Here is a 5,478-nt window from a genome sequence, read left to right on the forward strand (position 1 = left end):
CCCTGGCCGTCCTCGGCGTCKGGCYSSGCGRGGSCCGCGTCCAGGCGGGCGCGGGCGCCGTCCAGCCAGCGGCGGCAGATCTTGGCCAGCTCCTCGCCGCGCTCCCAGAGGGCGAGCGACTCCTCCAGTGTCGTGCCGCCGGTCTCCAGGCGGCGTACCACCTCGATCAGCTCGTCCCGCGCCTGCTCGTACCCGAGCGCGTCCGCGGAGCCCACGGCCTCGTCCGTTGTGCTGGTCATGCGCCCACCCTAAATCCCTAGAACTCGGTACGGTCCGCGTCGGCCGCCCGGGCCGAGCCCTGGTCGGTTTGCCCCGCGGTGCGGGCGTCCTGCTCCACGGTGCGTACATGGAACTCGCCCTCGGCGACCCGGGCCCGCAGCTCCTCGTCCACACTCACGTCGCCCGGCGACCGGACGACCGTGCCGTCCGGCTTCTGGAGCACCGCGTACCCCCGCTGGAGCGTCGCGGCGGGGGAGAGGGCCACCACGCGCGCGTGGGTGTGCGTCAGCTCCGAGCCCGCCCGGTCGAGCAGATGCCCGAGGGTGCGGCGGCTGCGGTCGACGAGCGCGGACACCTGTTCCTCGCGCTCCTCGACCATGCGGTGCGGATGCTCCATGGAGGGCCGGGCCAGCGCGTGGGCGAGGCCCCGGTCCTCCCGTTCGAGAAAGGCGTTCATGCAGCGCCGGGCGCGGTCCCGCAGCCACCGCACCCGCTCGTACTCCTCGCCGACGTCCGGCACGACCTTCTTGGCCGCGTCGGTGGGTGTGGAGGCGCGCAGGTCCGCCACGAGGTCGAGGAGCGGACTGTCCGGCTCGTGGCCGATCGCGGAGACCACCGGTGTACGGCAGGACGCCACCGCGCGGATGAGCTGCTCGTCCGAGAACGGCAGCAGATCCTCCACGCTGCCGCCGCCCCGCGCCACGACGATCACGTCGACCTCGCCGTGCGCGTCGAGGTCCTTCACCGCCTGCACGACCTGGGGGACCGCGTGCACGCCCTGCACCGGGACATTGCGCACCTCGAAGCGGACGGCGGGCCAGCGGTGCCGCGCGTTCTCCAGGACGTCGCGCTCGGCGGCCGAGGCGCGGCCCGTGACCAGGCCGATGAGCTGGGGCAGGAAGGGCAGCGGCCGCTTTCTCTCGGGGGCGAAGAGGCCCTCTTGGGAGAGGCGCTTCTTGAGCTGCTCGATACGGGCGAGCAGCTCGCCGACGCCGACCGGCTTTATCTCGGCGGCCCGCAGGGAGAGCTGCCCGCGCGGGGCATACCACTCCGGCTTCGCGTGCACGACGACGCGGGCGCCCTCGGAGACGACGTCCGCGACGGCGTCGAAGACCTGGCGGTAGCAGGTGACGCTGACGGAGATGTCGTGCGAGGGGTCGCGCAACGTCATGAACACGACTCCGGCGCCGGGCCGCCGGGAGAGCTGGGTGATCTGCCCCTCGACCCACACGGCACCGAGCCGATCGATCCAGCCGCCGATCAGCCGTGACACCTGCCCGACGGGCAGCGGCGCGTCGGCGGACGTGTTGAGAGCCATGCGGTCGAGCGTATCGGCAGGGTCGGACAACGAGGCGGTCTGTTCGGTGAGGGCTGTGTTCGGGGTGATCAAGCGGGTGGGCGGAAATCACCCGCCGCGAAGCGGCGGCTCAGGGGACAAGCGGCGGCGCAGGCAAGACGCGGCGCTCTAGGAGACCGGCCGAGCCCGCTGCACAAGAAGCACGGCAAGCCCCACCGCCAGCCACACCGCCCCCACGACCTGCGCGGTCCCGGACGCCTCCCAGATGACGGCAATGGTGATCGCCGCGCCGAGGACGGGCACCGCCAGGTGCCGCCACCAACTGAAACCGGCGCCCCTCTGCCGTACGGCGAACCACCCCACCACGCTCGCGTGCAGCAGCAGGAACGCCGTGAGCGCCCCGATGTCGACCACCGAGACCAGGTGGTCCATCCCGTCGTCCCGCCGCGCCGCCCACACCGCCGCCACCAGCGTCACGACGGCCGCGCAGAGCAGCGCCACGCGGGGCGTGCCGGAGTCGGTCCGGGACAGCACCCTGGGCAGCCGCCGGTCCCGCGCCATGGCGAAGAGCAGCCGCCCCGCGGCCGCCTGCCCGGCGAGCGCGGCGAACGCGGCGCCGATGGCCTTGCTGACGGCCACGAGATCGTGCAGCCACGACCCGGCCGCCGAGTCCACGGCGTCGTAGAAGGCCGTGCCCTGCTTGACCGGCTCCGCGGCGAGCTCGGCGGAGGACAGCGGCTCAAGGAGGGCCACCAGGTACGTCTGGGCGATGAAGAGCACACCGGCGAGCGCCAGACAGAACAGCACGGCCCGCGCGACCTTCGCCGAGCCGCCCGTCACCTCCTCGGCGAAGGAGGCGATGGCGTCGAAGCCCAGATAGGACAGGACGGCGATGGACACCGCCCCCACCACGGCGGACAGCGCGAACGCGCCCTGTGAGCCGTCGCCGCTCAGCGGCGAGAGCCAGTCCCGCTGGGCGCCGTCCGTCGCGAGGACGACGACGGCGGCGACGACGAAGACGATGAGGACGAGGACCTCCATCGCCAGCACCGCGAACCCGACCCGCGCGGCCGTCCGTACGCCCCAGAGGTTCAGCGCGGTGGTGATGAGCACGGCGACGGCCGTCCACACCCACCGGGACACCGAGGGGACGAGCGAGTTCATGGCGATACCGGAGAACAGATAGGCGACCGCCGGGATGAGCAGGTAGTCGAGCATCGCCATCCATCCGGCGATGAACCCGAAGCCTTTGCCGAGCCCCGCGCGCGCGTAGGCGAAGACGGACCCTGCCTGGGGGACGACCCGCACCATCTGGGCGTAGCTGAACGCGGTGAACGCCATGGCGACCGTGGCGATCAGATAGACGAGGGCGACGGCCCCGTGCGACTTGGCGTCCAGGGTGCCGAAGACGCCGACGGGCGCCATGGGGGCGATGAAGAGCAGACCGTAGACGACGAGGTCACGGAAGCCCAGACTGCGCCGCAGCCGCGTGTCGTCGGCGGGTTCGGCACCCGCTTCGTGGGCCCCTTCACTGGCGGTCTGACCGGACATCGTGCCTCCGTGGATCAGCGCGTGGAAGCGCGTGGAACGACGCAGGCCTCCAGTCTCCCCAACCGGGCGATCTTTGACGCGCTGGACGCGGCCTTACGATGGGTGTCATGACTGCAACGCCTGGCTCCCGCCGTGTCCTGCTCGCCGCTCCCCGTGGCTACTGCGCGGGCGTGGACCGTGCCGTGATCGCCGTCGAGAAGGCCCTGGAGCAGTACGGGGCCCCGATCTACGTCCGCCACGAGATCGTGCACAACAAGTACGTGGTGAAGACCCTGGAGAAGAAGGGCGCCATCTTCGTCGAGGAGACGGCGGAGGTCCCCGAGGGCTCCATCGTGATGTTCTCCGCGCACGGCGTGGCCCCGACCGTCCACGCGGAGGCCGCCGAGCGCAGGCTCGCCACGATCGACGCGACGTGCCCGCTGGTCACCAAGGTGCACAAGGAGGCCGTCCGGTTCGCCAAGGACGACTTCGACATCCTCCTGATCGGGCACGAGGGCCACGAGGAGGTCATCGGCACCTCCGGTGAGGCGCCCGAGCACATCACGCTCGTCGACGGCCCGGACGACGTCGCGAACGTCGAGGTCCGCGACCCCGACAAGGTCGTCTGGCTCTCCCAGACCACACTCTCCGTCGACGAGACGATGGAGACGGTCGACGCCCTCAAGGGCAAGTTCCCGAACCTGCTCTCGCCGCCCAGCGACGACATCTGCTACGCCACGCAGAACCGCCAGACCGCCGTGAAGAAGCTCGCCGAGGACGCCGAGCTCGTCATCGTCGTCGGCTCCAAGAACTCCTCGAACTCGATCCGCATGGTCGAGGTCGCCCTCGACGCGGGCGCCCCCGCGTCCCACCTGGTGGACGGCGCGGAGGAGATCGACGAGGCATGGCTGGAGGGCGTGACCACGGTCGGCCTGACCTCCGGCGCCTCGGTGCCGGACATCCTGGTGGACGGCGTCATCGAGTGGCTCGCCGAGCGGGGCTACGGCGACGTGGAGACCGTGAAGACCGCCGAGGAGTCGATCACCTTCTCGCTCCCGAAGGAACTGCGCAGGGACCTGCGCGCCGAGGCGGCCGAGCTGTCCCAGGGGGTTTCCCAGGGCTGATCGCCTTCAGCCCTGGGGCTTCCCCAGGGCTGATCGTCTTCGGCCCGTGTGCCGTGTCCCGGCGGGGCTCGGGTCGTACGGTGGTGCCATGGAGATCTTCGGTGTGGACATCGGCGGCTCAGGGATCAAGGGCGCTCCCGTGGACCTTGACCGCGGGGACCTGGCCCAGGAGCGGTACAAGATCCTGACCCCTCAGCCGTCGACGCCCGACGCGGTGGTCGCGGGCGTCTGCGAGGTCGTGGAGCACTTCGGCTGGACGGGGCCCATCGGCGCCACGTTCCCCGGCGTGATCACCGACGGCACGGCGCGTACGGCGGCCAACGTCGACAAGAGCTGGATCGGCACGGACATCCAGAAGCTGGTCTCGGACCGCCTCGGCGGCGCCCCCGTGACCGTGCTCAACGACGCGGACGCGGCGGGCGTGGCCGAGATGCACTTCGGCGCGGGCAAGGGCCGCAAGGGCACGGTCCTGCTGCTCACCCTCGGCACGGGCATCGGCAGCGCCCTGTTCACCGGCGGCCATCTGGTGCCCAACACCGAGCTCGGCCACCTCGAACTGCACGGCCACGACGCGGAGAAGCGCGCCTCGTCCAAGGCGCGCGAGGACGAGGACCTGAGCTGGGAGCACTGGGCCCACCGCGTGCAGAAGTACCTCGCGCACGTGGAGATGCTGTTCTCGCCGGAGCTGTTCATCATCGGCGGCGGCGTCAGCCGCAAGTCGCACAAGTTCCTGCCGCTCATCGAGGGCATCTCCGCGGAGATCGTCCCGGCCCAGCTCCAGAACAACGCGGGCATCGTGGGAGCGGCGATGGCGGCGAGCGAGAGGGCGTGACGCGGGGCTTGTGAGCGTCAGGCGATGCGGGGCTTGTGAGCGTCAGACGACGCGGGGCTTGTGAGCGTCAGACGGCGGGCACGCGCTTCTCGCGCTGCTTGGGTCCCGTGGTCTGCTGCCGGGAGGGCGTCGGCCGACCGGGCCGGCGCCGCTCGGCCATCAGCCGGATCTTGCGTACGCACACGATGAGCGCGGCGATGAGCGTGCCCCCGTACAGCCAGCCCGCGTGCAGTGCGAGCGAGGTCACGAGGCCCATGATCCGCCCGCCGACCCCCTCGCCCCCCGAGATCGGGGGGGCAGCGGGGCGGTCCGACGGGGCCTGGCCGCGGCGGGCGCCTTCGGTTCGGTCTGGGGACGCGTCCTGTGTTGCTCCACTGGTCCAACCTAGGTCGGCCGCCGCGCGGAATCAGGGGTGAGACACGCCATTGGCGCGACCTTGGCCGGCGGCGGGGCGGGACGGCGCGGGCGCGGCGCGA

Annotated in this window: 6 protein-coding genes; 2 read left to right on the forward strand and 4 right to left on the reverse strand. The window is 71.7% G+C overall.

Annotated features, from left to right (window positions below; all coding sequences use genetic code 11):
* The 3 genes from AB8Z36_RS28250 to AB8Z36_RS28260 all read right to left on the reverse strand — a co-directional run.
* Positions 1–239: exodeoxyribonuclease VII small subunit (locus tag AB8Z36_RS28250; RefSeq protein WP_369216211.1), on the reverse strand; the 239-nt coding region annotated here is incomplete at its 3' end.
* Between the two features lie 17 nt (positions 240–256).
* Positions 257–1,537 (reverse strand): exodeoxyribonuclease VII large subunit, encoded by a 1,281-nt coding sequence (xseA, locus tag AB8Z36_RS28255; RefSeq protein WP_369216212.1) that lies wholly within the window; start codon positions 1,535–1,537, stop codon positions 257–259.
* A gap of 147 nt (positions 1,538–1,684) precedes the next feature.
* Positions 1,685–3,067 carry an APC family permease gene (locus AB8Z36_RS28260; protein WP_369216213.1) on the reverse strand — a complete coding sequence of 461 codons (1,383 nt, stop codon included), beginning with the start codon at positions 3,065–3,067 and terminating at the stop codon, positions 1,685–1,687.
* 98 nt (positions 3,068–3,165) lie between these two features.
* Here AB8Z36_RS28260 and AB8Z36_RS28265 point away from each other — a divergent pair, with 98 nt between their 5' ends.
* Together AB8Z36_RS28265 and ppgK are read left to right on the forward strand one after the other, a co-directional pair.
* Positions 3,166–4,170, forward strand: a complete 1,005-nt coding sequence (locus AB8Z36_RS28265) for a 4-hydroxy-3-methylbut-2-enyl diphosphate reductase (protein ID WP_369216214.1) — start codon at positions 3,166–3,168, stop codon at positions 4,168–4,170.
* 88 nt (positions 4,171–4,258) lie between these two features.
* Positions 4,259–5,002 (forward strand): polyphosphate--glucose phosphotransferase, encoded by a 744-nt coding sequence (gene ppgK / locus AB8Z36_RS28270; protein ID WP_369216215.1) that lies wholly within the window; start codon positions 4,259–4,261, stop codon positions 5,000–5,002.
* A 67-nt stretch (positions 5,003–5,069) separates the two neighbouring features.
* Here ppgK and AB8Z36_RS28275 read toward each other — a convergent pair whose 3' ends face one another.
* Complete coding sequence (locus tag AB8Z36_RS28275; protein ID WP_440582016.1) at positions 5,070–5,249, reverse strand: hypothetical protein; 180 nt, start codon at positions 5,247–5,249, stop codon at positions 5,070–5,072.
* Positions 5,250–5,478: the final 229 nt, after the last annotated feature.

Origin of the sequence: Streptomyces flavofungini (genome assembly GCF_041028215.1) — a bacterium.
GTDB lineage: Bacteria > Actinomycetota > Actinomycetes > Streptomycetales > Streptomycetaceae > Streptomyces > Streptomyces flavofungini_B.

What these genes read in the sequence shown, in the direction of transcription:
- xseA (WP_369216212.1), bottom strand. Translation starts at nt 1,537, where the DNA reads ATGGCTCTCAACACGTCCGCCGACGCGCCGCTGCCCGTCGGGCAGGTG.
- AB8Z36_RS28260 (WP_369216213.1), bottom strand. Translation starts at nt 3,067, where the DNA reads ATGTCCGGTCAGACCGCCAGTGAAGGGGCCCACGAAGCGGGTGCCGAA.
- AB8Z36_RS28265 (WP_369216214.1), top strand. Translation starts at nt 3,166, where the DNA reads ATGGGTGTCATGACTGCAACGCCTGGCTCCCGCCGTGTCCTGCTCGCC.
- ppgK (WP_369216215.1), top strand. Translation starts at nt 4,259, where the DNA reads ATGGAGATCTTCGGTGTGGACATCGGCGGCTCAGGGATCAAGGGCGCT.